Annotated in this window: 15 protein-coding genes; 5 read left to right on the forward strand and 10 right to left on the reverse strand. The window is 38.2% G+C overall.

The window, feature by feature from the left end; genetic code table 11:
- Positions 1-28: 28 nt before the first annotated feature.
- The 5 genes from BQ7314_RS14315 (at position 29) to ylqF (ending at position 4894) form a co-directional block, all read left to right on the forward strand.
- Complete coding sequence (locus BQ7314_RS14315; protein ID WP_174484372.1) at positions 29-328, forward strand: outer membrane lipoprotein-sorting protein; 300 nt, start codon at positions 29-31, stop codon at positions 326-328.
- 125 nt (positions 329-453) lie between these two features.
- Positions 454-1956 (forward strand): hypothetical protein, encoded by a 1503-nt coding sequence (locus BQ7314_RS14320; RefSeq protein WP_174484373.1) that lies wholly within the window; start codon positions 454-456, stop codon positions 1954-1956.
- A gap of 416 nt (positions 1957-2372) precedes the next feature.
- Entirely contained in the window at positions 2373-2741 is a 369-nt protein-coding gene (locus tag BQ7314_RS14325; RefSeq protein WP_174484374.1) for a hypothetical protein, read from the forward strand.
- Positions 2742-3161: 420 nt separating this feature from the next.
- On the forward strand, positions 3162-3872 hold the full coding sequence (locus BQ7314_RS14330) for a phosphoadenylyl-sulfate reductase (RefSeq protein ID WP_174484375.1): 711 nt from the start codon (positions 3162-3164) through the stop codon (positions 3870-3872).
- An 86-nt stretch (positions 3873-3958) separates the two neighbouring features.
- Positions 3959-4894, forward strand: a complete 936-nt coding sequence (gene ylqF, locus BQ7314_RS14335) for a ribosome biogenesis GTPase YlqF (RefSeq protein WP_174484376.1) — start codon at positions 3959-3961, stop codon at positions 4892-4894.
- A gap of 59 nt (positions 4895-4953) precedes the next feature.
- Here ylqF and BQ7314_RS14340 read toward each other — a convergent pair whose 3' ends face one another.
- The 10 genes from BQ7314_RS14340 to bamA form a co-directional block, all read right to left on the reverse strand.
- On the reverse strand, positions 4954-7122 hold the full coding sequence (locus BQ7314_RS14340) for a bifunctional SulP family inorganic anion transporter/carbonic anhydrase (protein ID WP_174484377.1): 2169 nt from the start codon (positions 7120-7122) through the stop codon (positions 4954-4956).
- Positions 7123-7188: 66 nt separating this feature from the next.
- Positions 7189-9855, reverse strand: coding sequence for an MlaD family protein (locus tag BQ7314_RS14345; protein WP_174484378.1), 2667 nt, complete (start codon positions 9853-9855; stop codon positions 7189-7191).
- The gene (locus BQ7314_RS14350) at positions 9842-10465 is read right to left on the reverse strand and encodes a paraquat-inducible protein A (protein ID WP_245395016.1); all 624 of its coding nucleotides are present in this window, start codon (positions 10463-10465) and stop codon (positions 9842-9844) included. Before BQ7314_RS14350 ends, BQ7314_RS14345 begins: the two co-directional genes overlap by 14 nt.
- The gene (locus BQ7314_RS14355; protein WP_174484380.1) at positions 10458-11090 is read right to left on the reverse strand and encodes a paraquat-inducible protein A; all 633 of its coding nucleotides are present in this window, start codon (positions 11088-11090) and stop codon (positions 10458-10460) included. The genes BQ7314_RS14350 and BQ7314_RS14355 overlap by 8 nt, the downstream gene beginning before the upstream one ends.
- The gene (gene dnaE / locus BQ7314_RS14360; RefSeq protein WP_174484381.1) at positions 11065-14562 is read right to left on the reverse strand and encodes a DNA polymerase III subunit alpha; all 3498 of its coding nucleotides are present in this window, start codon (positions 14560-14562) and stop codon (positions 11065-11067) included. The genes BQ7314_RS14355 and dnaE overlap by 26 nt, the downstream gene beginning before the upstream one ends.
- A 94-nt stretch (positions 14563-14656) precedes the next feature.
- Entirely contained in the window at positions 14657-15235 is a 579-nt protein-coding gene (rnhB, locus tag BQ7314_RS14365) for a ribonuclease HII (RefSeq protein ID WP_425356656.1), read from the reverse strand.
- The gene (lpxA, locus tag BQ7314_RS14370; protein WP_174484437.1) at positions 15235-16005 is read right to left on the reverse strand and encodes an acyl-ACP--UDP-N-acetylglucosamine O-acyltransferase; all 771 of its coding nucleotides are present in this window, start codon (positions 16003-16005) and stop codon (positions 15235-15237) included. The genes rnhB and lpxA overlap by 1 nt, the downstream gene beginning before the upstream one ends.
- Positions 15998-16453 carry a 3-hydroxyacyl-ACP dehydratase FabZ gene (gene fabZ, locus BQ7314_RS14375; RefSeq protein ID WP_174484382.1) on the reverse strand — a complete coding sequence of 152 codons (456 nt, stop codon included), beginning with the start codon at positions 16451-16453 and terminating at the stop codon, positions 15998-16000. Before fabZ ends, lpxA begins: the two co-directional genes overlap by 8 nt.
- Before the next feature lie 146 nt (positions 16454-16599).
- The gene (locus BQ7314_RS14380; protein ID WP_174484383.1) at positions 16600-17097 is read right to left on the reverse strand and encodes an OmpH/Skp family outer membrane protein; all 498 of its coding nucleotides are present in this window, start codon (positions 17095-17097) and stop codon (positions 16600-16602) included.
- Between the two features lie 104 nt (positions 17098-17201).
- Entirely contained in the window at positions 17202-19589 is a 2388-nt protein-coding gene (bamA, locus tag BQ7314_RS14385; protein WP_174484384.1) for an outer membrane protein assembly factor BamA, read from the reverse strand.
- Between the last annotated feature and the right edge of the window lie 34 nt (positions 19590-19623).

Raw genomic sequence — 19623 nt, forward strand, 5'->3', positions numbered from 1 at the left:
TTAATGACATAATACTGGGCTATAGAAATTGACTAGTATCGCTTATTTTTCAGATTATTTATATGCGGTTGCCCTGCACAAAACTACTTTTTTACCCATTTTAACTGAATACTATGATAAGCAAGGTGAAAAATATAAAACCTATACGGCTTTAGCTGTCGAAACCATTGATGGCTACCCAACGATTACCAAGTCAGAAGCTAAAAACCTGAAAACAGGTGGTAATACCGTCATGGAATATAGCAAAGTTAAATATAATGTGGGTTTACCGGATAATATTTTTAGTGAGCGTTTCTTAAGAAAAGCACCTAGAAAATATTTACGTTAGCTATCCCTGTGGGAGGGGCTTTTAGCCGCGACTTTTTACAAATCACGGCTAAAAGCCCCTCCCACAGATATTCCTCATTTAACAGTCATATCGAAAACCAGCATTTTCACATAAAACATAACATCATGCGCCCATCTTCTTTATCACTAGTCATTGCTGTTATTTCAAGTCAAGGAATAGTTCAAGCTGCTCCCCCTTTACCTGCCGGACTTACTCCTGCAACACGCACACCCGCACTACCGCCTGGACTAAACCCTGCTCCCAGTTTACCTACTGGACTTACCAGCCCAAAATCAAGTGTCCCCGCCCTTCCTTCTGGCTTAAGCACACCGCCGTTGCTACCGGCGGGAATAGAACAAGCAGAAAATACCGAGCAAAACCCAAAACCGTTTAACCTGTTTGATCAAGATGAGCCCTTTATTAATGTTAGTGGATTCTTGGATGCACGAGGGGGTATTCGTACTCAGAATGACCCTTATGAAGACCAAATGTCTTTAGGGGAAATTCGTTTACATCTTGACCTGCAAAAAGACATTGGACCTTTTTCATTAAAACTGGTAAATGATTTTCTTTATGATGCACAAGTGGATACTTATGATATTAATTTGAATACAGGTAAAGGCTGGATTGATTTAAGAGAAGCCAGTATTGCTTTTAGCCCTTTATCATTTATGGATATCAAAGTCGGGCGACAAATATTAACTTGGGGCACAGGTGACTTAATCTTTATTAATGACTTATTCCCTAAAGATTGGCAGGCTTTTTTTATTGGTCGAGACTTAGAATATTTAAAAGCCCCTTCTGACTCACTAAAGACTTCTTTTTTTACTGACTACGGTAATTTAGATTTTATTTATACCCCTTGGTTTGATGCCGACCGAGGTATTACTGGCGAGAAACTCTCTTACTACAACCCAATGACTGGCTCATTAGCGGGCCAAAATGCCATAATCAATCCGGAAAGACCATCTGCTGGTGAATTTGCCTTACGCTTGTATAAAAATATCGGTGTCAATGAATTAGCTTTATATGGTTATTACGGCTTTTGGAAAAGTCCTATGGGCTTTAAACCACCCATAACCGCAACCGATACAGGCCGAGCCTATTACCCAAAAATGCGCTCATTAGGCGCTAGTTTACGCCGCCCGTTCTGGCAAGGTATCGCCAATATCGAAGTGGGATATTATGATTCTTATGAAAAAAATAGCAGTAGCAACCCTTTCGTACCGAATAGTGAAGCAAGGTTCTTAATAGGCTATGAACAAGAAATTGTAAAAAACTTCTCTATCGGTGTCCAGTACTACATCGAGTGGATGCAAGATTATAATCACTACGTAGCAAGCCAAGCACAAATAGGTGTAAAAGCCACACGTGATGAAGTAAGACACCTATTAACTAACCGGCTAACCTTAATGACCCACCAGCAAAATGTAACCTGGTCATTATTTACCTTCTTCTCTCCTTCCGATGTCGATGCTTATTTTAGACCTGATGTCAGCTATAAAGTAAATGATTTTTGGACAGTGACAGCAGGCGGTAATTTCTTTGTTGGTAAAAAACAAAACACCTTCTTTGGTCAATTCGAGAATAATAACAATGTTTATGGCTCCGTGCGTTTCAGCTTTTAAATAAGCCCTAAAGTGGACCCCATTGTAAAAAGTACAAGCTGTTTTTTTAGATAGTCATCCTGCATGTTGTTAGCAGGAATCTATGTTTAACATGGACTCCCGATAAAAAAACTTCGGGAATGACGATGTTTTTATATATATTTTCCCATGAATAATGAGAAGTTACCCATGATACACATAAGCCTGTAACTCCTTATCTGATGTAGGTATTGGCTGATTGTATGAGAGTGTTAGGTATTTCTTCTTATTATTGGGAGAAAATGGTCTTGACAATAGGGTCCACTTTATATAAGCAGAAAGCATCATCTTGTTTATGAGATTTTTGAAGCAGAAAAATTAATTAAATATATCGAATGTGGGCGTATAATGAGTGAAAATATTTACTTTTATTTATGACAAAAAAAAGGGTTATCATTATGAATAAAACAAGAGTAGACGATATGTTAATTGAAATGATTTCCCCAAAAATAAAAGAGATAGAAGAAAAGTTTAGTGCGGGAAAAGGACTTAACCAAGAAGATATAAATACGCTTTTGCTCAAATCTCAATACAACCATATAAATCACCTTGATGATAAACTAAACGAAGTAACATCAAGTGTCCTAGCACTTGAAAATAAATTTGTAAGCTTAGAAAATAAGTTTGTAAGCTTAGAAAATAAATTTGATTTATTAAATGAAAAAATAGAACATACCATTCAAAAAGCATTAAATAAAAACATGATGCTTTTAGTCAGCGTAATGGGTTTCTTCCTCATTATTTCCAAGCTTATTGATAAGATGTAAACTCAACCACTATGTATCAAAAGTCCATAGGTTGTTTTCAGAAAGGCTAAAAGGTAACTACTCACAGATCTTTATGAAAATATCGTCATTATAGCGGTCAAGCCATTTGAAGTTTTTTCAAAAAACACCACTATCAGCATAACCTGCTATATATTAGAAGTTTTAGTCTTTTTTTATGCAAAAAATTCAAATGATTATTCCCTTCCCCCTTATATAACAAGATCTTCAGAGTCTCCTTTGTAACTTCTCGTTATTAAAGGTAACTTTTACTTTGATCGTAACTTAGGGCTAGCATTTTTAGAAATCAGAATAATACGCTTTAACGTATCCGCAAGCTTTGCACTCCTACAAGATTACTTGGCAATCTATTGCCCCATCTTAAGTACGTCGCTCCAATTTACTATAAACTGAACAAACCTCATGAATACCATCGAACAGATACAAAGTGAATTACAAAATAAAAATCCACGTAAAGTACTCCGACATGCTTTAGAAAATTATGATCAAGTAGCCATTTCATTTAGTGGCGCAGAAGATGTTATCTTAATTGATATAGCCTTAAAAATTCGTAAGGATATTCAGATATTTTCTTTAGATACAGGCCGTTTACATCCAGAGACTTATCAATTTATCGAAAAAGTCAGAAAGCATTATAAAGTTGATATTGAATTACTTAGTCCTGATTACACTCAACTAGAAACATTTGTTAAAGAAAAAGGTCTGTTTAGCTTTTATGAGGATGGGCACCAAGAATGCTGTGCTATCCGTAAAGTACAGCCCTTAAAACGTAAACTCGCGCAAGTTGATGCATGGATTACTGGCCAACGTAAAGATCAAAGTTTAGATACACGACAAAATATTCCAGAAATCCAAATTGATCCCGCTTTCTCAACAACAGAACACACTTTAGTAAAATTTAACCCTTTAGTTAATCAAAGCTCCGCACAAGTTTGGGATTATATCGAAGCATACCAAGTGCCTTTTAATGCTTTGCACCAACAAGGATTTATCAGCATAGGCTGTGAGCCTTGTACCCGCGCTGTATTACCTAACCAACACGAACGTGCAGGACGCTGGTGGTGGGAAGATACCACTAAGAAAGAGTGTGGTTTACATGTAAAAAAAGGATAGAGCGAACCTTACCCGCTAATACACTCCACACTTAAAAGAGTGGACCGAAGAAGTCCGCCCTATCTACCCACTTAAAAATAAAACATATGCAAATTCAATGGTACCCAGGTCACATGCACAAAGCAGGCAAAGAGATAAAGGAATCATTGCCTGATATAGATTTATTAATCGAAGTGCTGGATGCGCGCATTCCCTTTAGTAGCGCTAACCCACTATTAAATGAATTACGCGCTGACAAACCCTGCATCAAAATACTTAATAAAGCTGATTTAGCAGACCCCATCAGAACTCAGAAATGGCAGGCATACTTAGAGCGAGAACAAGGGGTAAAAACTTTAGCAACAACAGCTGTACACTCTGAAAATGTAGCGCAAATTATTGACCTCTGTCGTAAATTAATGCCTCATAAAGCAGAAAATACCAAAGTCATACACGCTTTAATTATGGGTATTCCTAATGTTGGCAAATCAACCACAATTAATGCACTAGCCGGTCGTACCATTGCTAAAACCGGTAATGAACCGGCCGTAACCAAAAGACAACAACGCATTGATTTACATAATGGCATTATTCTATGCGATACACCAGGCATGTTATGGCCAAATTTAGAGAATCCTAATACTGGCTATCGCTTAGCAACCACGGGGGCGATTAAAGATACTGCCTTAAAACACGATGATATTGCTTCATTTGCAGGTGAGTTTTTATTGCGCGATTATCCAGAAAGCTTAAAACAGCGCTACCAAATCGATGAACTTCCTGAAACTGATTATGAGTTACTGTTGTTAATTGGTAAAAAACGCGGTTGCCTACGAGGAGGAGGTCATATTGATATCGACAAAGTGGCTAAAATTTTACTGACCGAACTAAGGGAGGGCCTACTGGGCAGGCTGACACTCGAAACACCTGAAATTATGGAGCAAGAGCTGATTGAACTGGTTGCCTTACAAGAAAAAAGAGCAGCAAAAAAAGCGTTACGAAAAAACAAATGGAAGGCAAATAGAGATGCTAGCCCAATTTAGTGCCAGCATGGAATGGAAAAGTGCTAACTACCTTGATAAAAACATGAATAATAAAGAAGTTAAAACTCGACCTTCCCTGTTTCAATATTGTACATAGCACTGACAATATCAATGTCACCGGCAATTTGCATCGCCTGTAATAAAGGGCTTCTTTGTTTAACTTCTTGAACCATAATTTCTACATTACGTTCAGCCACTTTATCCTCTAAGCAACTACTCTTCAGGCTGTTTTTAGCAAAATCACCTGCTTTTACTGCTTTAACAGCAGGCTGAATTTTATCAAGTAAGCCTGTCAAATTGCCTAATTCTATACCTGCGCAAGCACCTTTAATAGCACCGCAATGCGTATGCCCCAAAACAACAACTAACTTAGACCCTGCTACTTTACAAGCATATTCCATGCTGCCTAAAATATCATCATTAACGACATTTCCTGCAACTCTAACACTAAAAACATCCCCTAAACCTTGATCAAAAATCAGCTCAGCCGAAGTACGCGAGTCAATACAACTTAAAATAATAGCGATAGGAAATTGCCCTTCAACCGTTTCATTAACTTGCGAAAGTAAATTTCGTTTGTTCTTAATACTGTTTACAAAACGGTTATTACCTTCTTGCAATATTTTCAATACATCTTTAGGTGTTAATAATTGCTGCGATTCTTGACTAACGGGTAAAACATGCTCAACGGGCTGTAAAAAACCAAAGCCACGTAGGTTCTGTACAACTAGGTTAATACCTTTACGCTTGGCATCAATTTTAAAATTTTGAATAACCTCATAAACATCGTAATCTATATATTTTACATAGGTTGCGTCAATAACAATATTAGCATTTCGTGGTAGCTCACTGAGTAAATGTAAAATATTGGATTTATTTAAAAATGAAACATTCTCAGACAAAGTGATAATTTTTTTATTGTGCCCATGTTGTTCGTGTAAGTGAAAGCCAAGCTTTTTATTTTCTAGCAAAATAAAAAATAAAGCACAGCCCATACCGATACTAAAACCTGTCAACATATCAGAAAACATGAGTCCAATGATCGTTGCTATAAAAGGGATAAAATGATAAGAGCCGACTTGATACAAGGTTTTAAAGCGTTTTGGGTTAGCCATTTTATAAGCAACAACAAAAAAAACAGCCGCTAAACTGGACAAAGGAATTTTATTAATTAGCTTAGGAACTAGTAACACCGCAATTAATAAGAAAATACTTTGCATAAAAGCAGAGGCTTTAGTGCGACTACCTGATTGTACATTGGCGGAACTACGCACAATTAATTGCGTCATTGGTAAACCACCGAGTAACCCAGAGCAAATATTACCAATTCCCTGTGCTCTTAATTCTCGATTATTTGAAGTTACTCGCTTATAAGGGTCAAGCTTATTCATCGCTTCAACGCACAATAAAGTTTCCAAACTCGCGACAATGGCAATCATAAAAGCAATATGATAAATAACGGGGTTATTAATTTGTGAGAAGTTCGGAAAAGTAAAAACTTGTCCCAAGTCAGACAGTGTTTCTACAACAGGTATTACAAGTAAATGCTTATCTGTTAAAGCCCATTGAGGATAAAAAGCGATAAACACTTGATTTAACACTACACCAACGATAACCGCTACAACTGCCCCATGCAGGCTCTCACTAAACCGGTATTGTTTAATCCATTGTGTTTCCCATAACAATAAAATGAGTAAACAAATTGAGCTAATGATAATGGCGCTAGGTGCCATAAAATCAAGCATATGCTGTAACTCAGTGAGTGTTGTATATTGGTCACTCTGAAAAAATGAGATATCCCCCTCGTAATCACGGTCATAGCCTATCGCATGCGGAATTTGCTTAAGAAAAACAATAATACCTATGCCTGATAGCATTCCAGTAATAACAGCAGAAGGAAAGTAATAACCAATAACCCCAGTTCCAATCTTACCCATTATAAATTGGATAATCCCGGCCAAAATAACGGCTAATAGGAATGACTCAAAACCTAACTCTGAAATAGCACCAAAGACAATCATAGCAAGCCCAGCAGAGGGACCAGTGACGCCTAATGCTGAATCACTTAAGCTAGTGACCACAAGGCCTCCTACAACTCCAGCAATCAATCCTGCATACAAGGGAGCACCCGAAGCCAAAGCAACACCAAGACATAAAGGTAGGGCTAAAAGAAAAACAACCAAGCTGGCAGGTATGTCAAATCGTAAATTTGCTTTATAACTTAACATTGGGCCTCTCTTTGTAGAAAAGATTTTTTTAACGCGTCTTTCTTTTTTAGTAATTTCATATCAGGTTTATTCAACTAAGGCGATTTCTGGCTGCCACTCTAACCATTCTTGTTGATAATCATTATGCAAATCAAATACATGCCCTGCTTTAGCATTATGACTAGCTGTCTCCGGTGTAGCAAAAGCAATCCCACCGGCAACAATGCTTTCAATCGATTCAGTGCGTACTTCTGCCCCAGCAATCCAGCCAAAGTCAATGCTAACACCACTCGCATTCCAAAACTTAGTATTCTGTTTGACCAACGGCGCATATTGAGACGCAATATAAATATCAATTAAAACCTGTGTCGCATTTTTGGATAAATGAAAACTTCTTACTTCACCGACATTAATTTGTCGATAAGAAACATGATTGCCTACTTTAATAGAACCTAAACGTGGTGCTTGTAACACAAGATGTAAACCTTGCTTTATTGCCACTTGATTCAGTTTGGCTACAAATTCTGTTTGCTTTGCCCCATTACCGGGTTCTATATCCAAATAGCTTCCTTTAATTAAAGTATCTAAATTTTTATTTTTAAATAAACCCACTTGCGCTGATACTAACCAAAATTTCGTCCCGGCTCGGGCAAAATTAATCGCTGAGCCGAATAATTTTGCATTGGCAATAATCGATTGATTATCTTCTGCTAATTTAACCGTGCTTATTTCTCCAACAGGAACTCCCAAATACTTAATGGCCGTGCCTGCACTAATTCCCTTTGCTAAAGAAAATTTTATGGTAATTTCCTCAGCTAATTGCAGAGCGATTTGTTTATCCGCATACAGGTGATAAGTTTTATTATCTTTTGCTTTTGTAGTGACCCTGCTTTCTTGTGCCAAGTTAGCAAAGCTAATACCACCATTTAATAAAGCGCTCACCGACGCCATATCGACATCAAGCCCCGATAAGCTGGCTTTCACTTTCAGTCCGCTATTACGCCAAAAACGACTAGAACCGGTTAGTAAATGTCGATATTTACTGCGTATAACCACGCTAATAATAATCCTGTCATTCTCTTTGCTCAAACGATAATAAACGACTTCACCTACTGGAATTTTCTTAAAATAAACTTGAGTTCCAGTCGCCAAAGAGCCTAAATCACTCGCGCTAAGTTGAACAATAGTTTCACCTTTTTTCGGCTTATAAGGCGTTAATTCTACTCCGATCGCAGCAGCATAGTTAGGGTGTAAATCATAGAGTGCATGGTTTTTAATTTTTTTAGTACTTAATTCCGGTGTTAAAAATTCAATCCCCCCATTTAACAACGTTCCCACAGTCCCCGTTTGAATGTCCATACCCGTCGTACCGACATGCACTTGTACCCCACTGGTATTCCAAAAACGCGAACTAGGCGCGACTAAATGCGCATAACGTTCTGTAATATAAATATCAATTAAGACGTGTTCACCTTTTTTATTCAGTTTAAAATCATGTACTTGACCTACTTGTATTTTTTTATAAAGGATAGGGCTGCCATATTCGATAGAACCTAAAGAATCCGCTTTTAAAACCAAATGAATCCCTTTATCACCTATAGACATTAATGGTGGTTTGCTCAGCGCAATAAACTCTCTAACGCTAGCCCCCTCACCTACTTGCATTTTTATATGGTTGCCTTGTAATAAAGATTTCAACCCCGAAAAATCAGTGAGTGAAAGTTTTGGTTTATCTAACCAGAATTTTGTCCCCTCTTTTAATAACGCTTCAGCACGCGGGTCAAACATTACTTCGGCAATAACACTTTTCCCCGTCTTTTTATAACTTAATTTCTTAACAATACCGATTTTAAAAGCATCATACTGAACTTCTGTCACACCCTCTTGTAAGCCAATCGCTGATTCAAAATTAATTTTGACTAAAATACCAACCTTAGCACTATCAAAATCACTGTGTAATTTAAATTGTGTACCGTTATCAGCTATATCGGCACTTTCAGTGTCTGGCGTATAAAAAGCTATCCCTCCAGAAATGAGTGCTGCAAGTGACTCTGTTTGCATGGAGAAGCCGCTTAAATCTGCTTTTATTGATAAGCCACTCGCATTCCAAAAGCGAGATGATTTTTTGACTAAATAAGCATAACGCTCCTCAATATAGACTTTAATAATGACACCGTTATGTGTGTCAGCTAATTCATAATCTAAAACTTCACCCACGGGAATTTGGCGAAAATAAATTTTTGAACCACGCGCAATGGAACCTAAACTATCGGCAAAAATATCAATATTCAAACCTAACTTATGCTCGTCTATAACCGGTGGTTTATCTAAAGCGATAAACTCTCTTTGCTTTTTACCTTCTCCTGGGTGCATACGAATATAATTCCCCGAAACAATCGTCTCCAAACCAGTAATTTCAGTTAGCGAAACCTTGGGTTTAACCAACCAAAACCCGGTATTTTCTCTAAGGCTTTCACTGGCTGCTCGCTGAATTTCAGCATGCACTTTTACTTGCTGTAAATTCTGACTAATATCTACTTTTTTAACGACACCTATGCGCACCCCTTTATAAATAATAGGGGTTTTCCCCTCTCGCAGACCTACCGCATGATCAAATACAATAAGAATATCAATGCCCTTTTCATTCATACTTTGGTATATCGTCCAGCCCCCTATTAAAGCGGCTACTAAAGGTAATAACCAAATACCCGATAGCCAATGTTTTTTTATAATAGTGGGCTTAGTTAGGTTCATTTATATCATCCCAAATTAATCTTGAATCAAAACGCATTGCAGCTAACATAGTTAATATAATCACAACAGCAAATAATAATCCTGCAGGTTCTATATCCACCGAGGCTATTTTATTAAATTTAACAATACCTAATAAAATACTAATCACAAACACATCCAGCATAGACCAGCGACCAACAAACTCAATAATGCGGTACATTTGGGTGCGCATATAAGTGCTCATTGGCCATTTAAATTGTGTTGCCAGTAATATCATAGCTAAAGCAATTATTTTTAATGCCGGCACTAAAATACTGGCAATAAAAACAATCACAGCAATCGGAGCCATACCAATATTTGCTAAATTAATAATGCCAGACATAATGGTATCAGTACGGATAGTCCCCCCCTTAGTCAAAGTCATAATAGGCAGGATATTAGCTGGGATATAGAGAAAAAATCCGCTGATTAAAAGCGCCCAGCTTTGACTTAAACTATTTGGAATTCTAGGGTAGACTTTGTTCTGACACCGCGGGCACTGAATCACTTGTTGTTGTTTTTGAGGCAATACCTTATGGCATTGCCGGCAACATAAAAAACCTTGTTTCAAGGCAGAATAAGACTTATTCACCATGCTTCTCGATTAAATTCCAAATTAATTTTTTATTTAATAACTGAGTTTGCAGTGTATTAATGAATAACAAGCTAATAAAAGCATATAAGCCAAAACCTAGATCTAGCTCTGCATCATCGCGTAATTTAATCGAGGCAACAATAATACTTAGCATAAAAATATCTAACATACCCCAAGCATTTAAATAACCATACCATTTAAAACAAAATGCCAAATAACGACTTTTAACTTGGTAATAAAAGCGTGTGGTAACAAATATAAGCAATATCATTTGCACCAAAGGAACGAGCATTAAGGAAAAAAATATAATTAAACCAATCCCCCAGTTCCCGGTACTAAATAATGTTTGCACACAAACTAAAATGGATAATGCTTCGGTATTACCCACCATCGTAAACTGTAATATGGGTAATAACATGGCTGGAAAATAAAGAATCAAGCCTGCAAAAACACAAAAAAAGTTATTCCTAATAGAAAGGCGCGTTGGATGCTCTAAGGTATGTCCACAACGCGGGCAATGACTCGTACAACCTTCTTTTACCTGTATGGCAGCCATCAATAAATCACAATCAGGGCATGCCTCTAAAGATTGAGTATTATCGGTATTTAATGTTGACCGCATCATCTCTACCAATTAATCGCCGTAGTCGGATCATCAACTCATCCGTTGGATGGACACGCCATGCATCACCTAACTGCACACTTGCTTTCGCACTTGAAGCTAGGTAATTAGCCACAACCATGCATTGTCCACCACTAAAGGGTTGTATTATTTCCTGTAATTTATGCAAAAAATCACGCCCCTTTACTGCTGAATGCACGCTATCCCAGTCCAACATTAAGCAGCGCGCGAAATTCTCTCGCGCCTGTTCCATACTTAATAATTTATCAGCGGTAATACTAAGCATACCTGAATAGCCATCCATCCGTGCCGAGCCTTCAACGATCAAAATATCATCACCTTTTAATAAGTCTTTATAAGTTTCAAAAGTTTCACTATAAATGGCGACATCGACTCGCGCACTTTTATCATCCAAAGTGGCAAAACCCATCGTGCGACCTTTCCGATCTTGCCGCGTACGCATGCCAACTAATAAGCCTGCCAAACGCGTATCTGACTTACCACGCGAGCCTTCAACACTCGCTAAAATATGTGCAATACTGCCATGCGTGATATTTTTTAACTCGGCACTGTATTCGTCAATCGGATGGCCGGTTAAAAACAAACCTAAGGCTAATTTTTCAAAAGCTAAGCGCTCTTTTTCCGACCATGGCGGAACATTAGCCGAATAGTCTTTTACTTCATCTTCGCTCGTTTCTGCATTAACGGCTAAACCAAATAAATCATTTTGTCCGACTTCGGTCATTTTTACATGACGTTCTGCTACCTTTATAGCGGTTGGCAATTCAGCCATATGGCTCGCACGATTGGCATTAAAAACATCGAATGCTCCGCCACGAATCAAGGCCTCAAACACACGTTTATTAACCTTACGCAAATCCACGCGCTTACATAAATCATATAAACCTTTAAAAGGGCCATTTTCTTTACGCTCGCGTAATAAATCCTCAATTGCCGCCTCACCTACGCCTTTAATTGCGCCAATTCCGTAAACAATTTCGCCTTGTTCATTCACAGTAAAATGCAAATTAGAGACATTAATATTCGGCGAACAAACCTCTAATTTCATATCCTGACATTCAGCAATCAAGATGACCACTTTATCGGTATTATCCATATCAGCAGACAATACTGCAGCCATAAAAGCAGCGGGGAAATGCGCTTTTAACCAAGCCGTTTGGTAAGCCACCAAAGCATAAGCGGCTGAATGGGATTTGTTAAACCCATAGCCCGCAAATTTTTCCATAAGATCGAAAACATAAGTCGCAATACTTTCATCAATACCAGCCGCTATTGCACCTTTAGTAAAAATAGCTCGCTGCTGAGCCATTTCTTCTACTTTTTTCTTACCCATGGCACGACGCAATAAATCCGCGCCACCTAAACTATACCCGCCCATTTCCCGCGCAATTTGCATAACTTGTTCTTGATACAAAATAACGCCATTTGTAGGTTGAAGAATAGGCTCTAAAACAGGGTGAGCATATTCAGCTTTTGCACCATGTTTTACATTAATATAATCATCCACCATGCCTGACTCTAACGGCCCTGGCCTGAACAAAGCCACTAAAGCAATAATGTCATCAAAGCAATCGGGTTTTAACTTTTTAATCAGTTCTTTCATACCTCGCGATTCAAGCTGAAATACTGCCGTTGTTTCGGCATTTTTTAAGAGCTCATACGAAGCCGCATCATCACGTGGGATTTGCGTAATATCAACTAAAGGCTTATTCAGCTCAGCTTGTTTCTTATTGATAGTCTGTAATGCCCAATCAATAATGGTTAAAGTCCGCAAGCCTAAAAAGTCAAACTTGACCAAGCCTACTGCTTCAACATCATCTTTATCAAACTGGGTAACTAAATTACCACCACTTTGCTCACAATATAAAGGCGAGAAATCGGTTAATTTACTGGGGGCGATAACCACACCACCTGCATGTTTACCAGCATTCCTAACGACGCCCTCTAAAGATAAAGCCATATCCAATAAGGCTTTTACATCATCATCTGTTTCATATAGCTCTTTAAACTCAGGTACTTGGTCTAAAGCCTTAGTCAAGGTTATGCCGATTTCAAACGGAACTAATTTAGATAAACGATCAACAAAACCATAAGGATGACTTAGCACACGACCTACATCACGAATAACCGCTTTCGCTGCCATCGAGCCATAAGTGATAATTTGCGATACTTTTTCTCGACCATAATGGCGCGCCACATAATCAATCACTTCATCGCGTCGATCCATACAGAAATCGACATCAAAATCTGGCATCGAAACCCGCTCCGGATTTAAAAAGCGCTCAAATAATAAATCAAACTCTATCGGGTCTAAATCAGTAATATTCAGTACATAAGCTACCAAAGATCCCGCACCCGAGCCACGACCAGGACCCACTGGAATAGCATTGTCCTTTGCCCATTGAATAAAGTCAGCAACAATCATAAAGTAACCAGGAAAGCCCATTTGCACAATGGTATCTAATTCCATTGTCAAACGTTCATCATAAGCTTTACGGTTTTCTTCTGCTGTCCCGGCACCTACCGCAGGGTATTTTTTCAATCGCGCCTCTAAGCCTTTTTTTGATTCCTCAATAAAAAACTCATCTAAAGACATACCTTCTGGCACAGGAAAGTCAGGTAAAAAGTTTTCCCCTAAGGTTAATTTAAGGTTACAGCGCTTAGCAATTTCAACCGTGTTTGCCGTAGCTTCTGGAATATCAACAAATAATGCCAGCATTTCATCAGTGCTACGTAAATATTGCTGATGGGTATAATCTTTAGGACGGCGAGTATCATCAATAACACGGCCTTGGTTAATACACACACGAACTTCATGCGCATCAAAATTGGAAGATTTTAGAAAACGAACATCATTAGTAGCAACAACAGGCAAATCTAACTCTGTAGCTAAGGCAACGGCCTTGGCTATATAAGCCTCTTCATTTTTTTTGCCGACACGCTGTAATTCCAAATAAAAACTCTGTGGAAATAGAGACTGCCAGTACTGCGCTGCTTGCCTTGCCTGCTCTGAATCATCAGCTAATAGTGCTAACCCTACATCACCTTCCAGCGCGCCAGACAAAGCAATTAAACCTTTATTATTTTGCTCAATCCATTCTCGCCTGAGCATAGGCACACCTTGATGCTGCCCTTCTTGGTAAGCGATAGAAATTAATTCAGTTAAAGTAACGTACCCGACATTATTTTTAACCAATAGGGTAAGCCGAGAGGGCTGAGCGGGGCTATCTGGGTTAAAAATATGGACATCAGCCCCCGCTATTGGCTTAATGCCTTTACCTAAAGCGGCACGATAAAATTTGACGAGAGAAAAAAGGTTAGATTGATCGGTAATCGCTACCGCTGGCATGCCTAAGTTTGCTAACTCATTAATCAAGGGCTTTACTTTAACGATACCATCCACTAAGGAATATTCAGAGTGCAGGCGTAAATGAATAAACTTAGGTTGCATAAGATAGGAGAGTTACGAAAGAAATAATACCAAAGGCATGGTTACACACAATAGACATTGGTAAAACGAGGCTGTAGTGGAACTTATTGTAATGCTATAGCATTTGCTTAATAGGTGAAAATGAACGCCGATGCTGTTCAGTAAGCCCTAAACTAAGCAGCTTTTCTTTATGTAGTTTTGTTGGGTAGCCTTTATGTTTAGAAAACTCATAACCTGGATAAAGCACATCTAAAGTACTCATTTCACTATCTCGATAAACTTTAGCTAAGATAGACGCGGCTGAAATTTCAGCAACCAATAAGTCACCTTGAATAATAGTTTCCCCTGGATAATCTATATCGGGATATTGATTACCATCTACCTGAACCCATGTGGGTTGAACAGCTAATGACTCTACTGCACGTTTCATCGCCAAGAGTGAGGCTTGCAAAATATTCATACGGTCAATTTCACTAGGCTCTGCTCGTGTAATCGTCCATGCTAAAGCTCGTTCTTTGACCTGCTTTGCCAGTGCCTTACGTTTTTTAGCTGATATTTTTTTAGAATCCGTTAAGCCTTGAATAGGCCGGTGCGGATCTAATATAACTGCGGCAGCAACGACAGGCCCAACGATACAGCCGCGCCCAACTTCATCAACTCCAGCGGTAATTGTTTGGCTAAGAGGCAATTGAATTACCGTAAAATGCCACGCGATACATTACGCAAGAAACTCACCATATTAGAAATTTCGTCACATTCTGCAGCTAAATCTTCCATTTCTTCAATAGCATCTTCTAAGCGCAGGTTATTTTTATATAAAATCTTATAGGCCTTACGTATTAAACGAACCGCTTCTGCATTACTTCCTGCTCGCTCCATACCCACAGAATTAATACCATGAGGGCGTGTAGGCCGACCACCTACCATAACATAGGGGGGAATATCCTGAGTAATTGCACTACCCATAGCGGCAAAACTAAAAGTACCAATCTGAGTAAACTGATGCACCAAAGTAAAACCACCTAAAATGGCATTATCACAAAGATGCACATGTCCTGCTAAAGATGCCCCATTAGCCATAATAACGTTATTACCCACGATGCAATCATGAGCAACATGCGTATAAGCCATAAAAAGATTATCACTACCAATCTTAGTAAGACCTCTATCCTGCAAGGTACCACGATGCATAGTCGTAAATTCACGAATCACATTTCTATCACCAATGACTAAACTGGTTTTTTCATCAGCATATTTTTTATCTTGGGGATCTTCCCCAATCGATGCAAACTGATAAATATGATTATCTTTACCTAACGTTACCGGACCTTTCATCACAACATGAGGACCAATAACAGTACCTTCACCGATGCTTACTTCTGCACCAATAATGGAATACGCACCTATTTGTACATTATCCGCAATTTCAGCATGATTATCGATAATGGCAGTCGGATCAATCAATTTCATCGACGACTGCAGCACAACGAATAATAGCACTTGCAACAAATTCACCATCTACGGTTGCAGTACAATTAAAGGACCAAATATTACGTTTACTTCTTTCAAAAATAGCTTCTAGCATCATTTGATCGCCAGGTACCACAGGTCTTTTAAATCTAGCCTTATCAATACCCGTTAAAAAATAAGTCATGCCATGGCCTAATTCATCTGGCTTTGTTTCAGAAGCTAACAAACCTGTCGCTTGAGCCAATGCTTCTAAAATTAAAACTCCAGGAAAAATCGCCATATGAGGAAAATGTCCCTGAAAAATGGGTTCATTATAAGTAATATTCTTCACGCCCAGTAAGCGTACACCAGGCTCACACTCCACAACTTTATCAATAAGTAGGAATGGGTATCTATGTGGTAAAAACGCTTGAATTTGTTTTATATCAAGTAATGTTTCCAATGTAACAACCTTTTTTCTTTAAACTAATGAATACTTCAATACCAAATGAACTGGCGCTATCTTTTGTTTTATAAACTAATGCTTCAATCAAGATCAGTCTATAACCTAATCTAATTACTTTTCTCTGAATAGGAATTAAAAAGTGGCTAAGGCATTGTAGAAAGTTTTTCTTGTACTTTACTGGTCACATCTACTTTAGGGCTTGCATAAATCACGCCTTCAGTTAATAACAAATCATACTTCCCTTCTGCCGCCAAAGCTTTAACTGCTTCAATAATCCTAGTTTGCATTTTGCCTAATTCTTCATTACGACGAATACTAAAATCTTCTTTAAATTCTTGCTGAGCACGTTGAACATCTCTACGCTTAGCAATAATATCGCGTTCTAACTTTCGTTTTTCCGTATCCGTCATCGTCAGGCCATCTCTCGCTAATTTTTCTTCTAGCTTTTTGATTGCTTTAGCTTGTGATACTAGTTGCTTATCTTTAGGGGAAAACTCTTTTTCCAAACGTTTTTTAGCGTCTGCAGCCTGAGGGGCATTCGCCATCAATAAGGGCACATTTACTACACCAATTTTTATTTCCGCTTGAACCGCTTGGCTTGCCATTATCAAAGCCGCCAAAAAAAACATTTTTTTCAACATTAAAAATTCTCCATATACCTATTCAAAAGAACAAAACCTAGTTATTTATTATACTGCATATCTAGCAGTGAGAGAGTATTTCACTTACCCCCTAGTGATTTTTTTTAAAACTGCGAGCCAAAGCTAAACTGGAATGCTTGCAGTTGGTCGCCTGGCTTATCATTCAACGGTATACCATAACTCACCTGCAAAGCACCAAAAGGTGATAGCCATTGTGCGGCAACACCCGTTGAATACCTGAAATCACCAAATGAAATACCTGAGTTGAATCGAGTATAACAAGACGTATCACTAGGTGTACAAGTAGGGTCATCTGCATGATACTGTATATAAGGCCCCTGCACCGTCCCCATATCAAAAAACACACTTAAGCGTATAGAATCTATATCAGACATAAAAGGAACCGGGAAAATAAGCTCTGTATTAGCTAATACTTTAAAATTCCCCCCATACGGCCGTGGTGTATTACCATCTGTGAGGCTACAAGTTCCATTACAGTGGTCTCTTGGCCCCAGCGTATTGTCTCTGAAACCACGCACTGAATTTACACCACCAGCAAAATAGTTCTCAAAAAAGGGTAATTGATCCGTACTACCAAAACCATCACCATAAGCTGCTGAAGCCATGATTTTAAAGACTAAATCTTTGGCAACACTAAAATAATGCTGATCTTTTGCACTCACTTTGAAATAGGTTAAATCTCCACCTGGGAGAGCCACTAAACCGGAAAGTCGCTGCTGACTTCCATTTGTCGGAAAAGTAGGGCGATCTAAGGTATCACGCACCCAACCGATGGAAAGAGGCAACGTTAAAAATTTATCTCCATTCGCATTAATCCAAACAGGCAATTCCGGCGGTGGATTAACACCCTCCTTAAGTGTTGTATGCTTAATATTAAAACCCAAATTCAAGCGCTGATTTTCATTAATGGGAAAACCAAAATTGACACCGCCACTAATGACATCTGTCAAATAATTGGAAATATTAGCTTGATTAGCATTCGTAGACTTATACAATAAATTATAACCAAGACTCACTCCATCCCGAGTAAAATAGGGATTAGTAAAGCCTAAGCTATACAGTGTCGAAACATTACTTTTATTGAAGTTTATACTGACACGCTTGCCTGAACCAAAGATATTGTCTTGAGTAATGCTGGCATTATAAATCACCCCTTGAGTTTGCGAATAGCCAATACCTGCCATTAAATTACCTGATGACTTTTCAGTCACAGAGTAATTCAAATCCATTTGATCGCGCGTTCCAGGCACTACCGGCGTTTCTATGCCGACATTTTCAAAATAACCCAAGCGATTTAAACGTGCTTTAGATCGTTCAATTTTAGTTGATGAGGCCCAGGCTCCTTCCATTTGACGCATTTCTCTACGTAAAACTTGATCTCGTGTCTTGGTATTACCTTGTAGACCAATGCGGCGCACATAAACACGATTGACAGGATCAACAAAAAATGTCATATCGACTAATTTTTCATCATTATGAATATCAGGTACCATATTAACATTCGCAAAGGCATAACCTTCTTCACCTAGCCGGTCAGAGATTGCTTTAGATGTTTGTGTCGCCGCTTTGCGCGAAAAAATTTCACCAGGGCCTACTTGTAGCAGAGCTATTAATTCTTCTGGATCTACAACTAAATTACCACTTAACTTAACTTTATCTAGAGTAAATAAATCTCCTTCTTTAATATTAATCGTAAGGTAAATATCCTTTTTATCTGGGGTCATTGAAACTTGTGTCGACTTAATCGTAAAATTAATATAGCCACGATCAAGATAATAAGAACGTAATCGCTCTAAATCAGCTCCTAGCTTTTGCTTTGAATATTGATCATCTTTAGTATAAAAAGATAACCATCCAGAAGTCTGTAATTCAAATAATTTTAATAGATCATCTTCAGCAAAAACTTTATTACCAACAATATTAACTGATTTTATTTTTGACACCGCTCCTTCAGAAATATTAATACTAATATTAACTCTATTTCTTTCTAACTCAAGAATCTCTGTATCAATTTTTACACTGTATTTTCCATGACTAAAGTATTGACGCATTAACTCCTGCTCCACTTTATCCAAGATTTGTCGGTTAAATACCTTACCTTTTGACAAACCAATGGTTTTTAGTGCCGTCAACAAATCCTCTGTACTTAAATCCTCATTACCTTCAATATTTATTTCAGAAATTGAAGGACGCTCTTGCACAATCACTAATAAAACATTACCTTCACGTTGCAAGGTAATATCTTTAAAAAAACCTGTTTTAAATAAAGCTCTGATTGCAGGTGCAATATCTTTATTTAATAGCGTTTCACCTACGTTAACCGGTAAGTAATTAAATACCGTGCCAACAGAAATACGCTGCAAGCCACTTACTTGTATATCTTTGACGACAAAGCCAGTTTCATCACTGTGTACCACGGAGGAAATTGATAGCAAAACAAACAACAGTGAGAATAAAAATTTAAATTTCATGTATACGTTAATAGCAAAAAAAATCAGTAATCAA

It is taken from the genome of methanotrophic endosymbiont of Bathymodiolus puteoserpentis (Logatchev), from assembly GCF_900128525.1.
Lineage (GTDB): Bacteria > Pseudomonadota > Gammaproteobacteria > Methylococcales > Methylomonadaceae > Methyloprofundus.

What these genes read in the sequence shown, in the direction of transcription:
- BQ7314_RS14320 (WP_174484373.1), top strand. Translation starts at nt 454, where the DNA reads ATGCGCCCATCTTCTTTATCACTAGTCATTGCTGTTATTTCAAGTCAA.
- BQ7314_RS14325 (WP_174484374.1), top strand. Translation starts at nt 2,373, where the DNA reads ATGAATAAAACAAGAGTAGACGATATGTTAATTGAAATGATTTCCCCA.
- BQ7314_RS14330 (WP_174484375.1), top strand. Translation starts at nt 3,162, where the DNA reads ATGAATACCATCGAACAGATACAAAGTGAATTACAAAATAAAAATCCA.
- ylqF (WP_174484376.1), top strand. Translation starts at nt 3,959, where the DNA reads ATGCAAATTCAATGGTACCCAGGTCACATGCACAAAGCAGGCAAAGAG.
- BQ7314_RS14340 (WP_174484377.1), bottom strand. Translation starts at nt 7,122, where the DNA reads ATGTTAAGTTATAAAGCAAATTTACGATTTGACATACCTGCCAGCTTG.
- BQ7314_RS14345 (WP_174484378.1), bottom strand. Translation starts at nt 9,855, where the DNA reads ATGAACCTAACTAAGCCCACTATTATAAAAAAACATTGGCTATCGGGT.
- BQ7314_RS14355 (WP_174484380.1), bottom strand. Translation starts at nt 11,090, where the DNA reads ATGCGGTCAACATTAAATACCGATAATACTCAATCTTTAGAGGCATGC.
- dnaE (WP_174484381.1), bottom strand. Translation starts at nt 14,562, where the DNA reads ATGCAACCTAAGTTTATTCATTTACGCCTGCACTCTGAATATTCCTTA.
- BQ7314_RS14380 (WP_174484383.1), bottom strand. Translation starts at nt 17,097, where the DNA reads ATGTTGAAAAAAATGTTTTTTTTGGCGGCTTTGATAATGGCAAGCCAA.
- bamA (WP_174484384.1), bottom strand. Translation starts at nt 19,589, where the DNA reads ATGAAATTTAAATTTTTATTCTCACTGTTGTTTGTTTTGCTATCAATT.